General features: G+C 66.5%; 1 protein-coding gene. It reads left to right on the top strand.

The window, feature by feature from the left end:
- Positions 1-1145: IS30 family transposase (locus FS320_RS43775; protein ID WP_152718701.1), on the top strand; the 1145-nt coding region annotated here is incomplete at its 5' end.
- Positions 1146-1152: the final 7 nt, after the last annotated feature.

The following is a 1152-nucleotide window of genomic DNA, read 5'->3' as shown; positions in this document are numbered from 1 at the left end:
AGCGAGAGGAGATTGCGCTTCTGCGGGTCCAGAGCCATTCCATGCAGGAGATCGGGCGCCGGCTCGGGCGATCCGCCTCGACGATCTCCCGGGAGCTGCGGCGCAACGCAGCCACCCGCAGCGGTGGGCTGGAGTATCGCGCGACAACAGCCCAGTGGCATGCCGAGCGATCGGCCCGGCGCCCGAAGCCGACGAAGCTTGCCCTCAACGCGCCCTTGCGCACTTATGTGGAGGAGAGATTGGCTGGCGTCGTCGTTGCTCCGAACGGCGTTGCCATTCCCGGCCCTCCCGTCGCCTGGAAGAGCCGCCGGCATGGCAAGCGACAGGATCGGCGGTGGGCCAGAGCCTGGAGCCCGGAGCAGATTGCCCGACGCCTGCCGATCGACTTTCCGGACGATAAGACCATGCGCATCAGCCACGAAGCCATCTATCAGGCTCTCTTCATCCAAGGCAAAGGAGCGCTGCGTCGCCAACTCACGGCCTGCTTGCGAACCGGGCGGGTGTTGCGGGTGCCGCGGGGGCGCGTCCGCCGGCGCGGCAAGAGTTTTGTCGCGCCCGAGATCATGATCAGCCAGCGTCCTGCCGAAGCGGCCGATCGGGCGGTGCCAGGCCACTGGGAGGGAGACCTCATCCTGGGTCTTGGCAGCTCGGCGATCGGCACCCTGGTTGAGCGCACAAGCCGGTTCACAATGCTGCTGCATCTTCCGCGCCTCGCGGGCCACGGCGACGCGCCGCGCACCAAGAACGGGCCGGCGCTGGCAGGCCATGGGGCCGAGGCTGTGCGCGACGCGATCACGCGCACCATCATCACCTTACCCGAAGAGCTGCGCCGATCGCTGACCTGGGATCAGGGCGCCGAAATGGCCCAGCATGCTCGTCTCAAGATCGATGCGGGCATCCAGGTCTACTTCTGCGACCCGCACAGCCCCTGGCAACGTGGCACCAACGAGAACACCAACGGACTGCTGCGTCAGTACTTCCCGAAAGGCACCGATCTGAGTGTGCACAGCGCCGAGGAGATCGCCGCCGTGGCAGCCGCCCTCAATGCAAGGCCGAGAAAGACGCTGGGCTGGAGATCCCCTGCCGAGGTGCTTGACGAGTGGCTGCGGCAGGTCAACAGAATACGTGTTGCGACGACTGCTTGAATCCGTC

Source organism: Microvirga tunisiensis (assembly GCF_009296175.1).
Lineage (GTDB): Bacteria > Pseudomonadota > Alphaproteobacteria > Rhizobiales > Beijerinckiaceae > Microvirga > Microvirga tunisiensis.
Note: the sequence above shows the minus strand (reverse complement) of the source record. Positions and strands in the feature narration are given on the sequence as shown.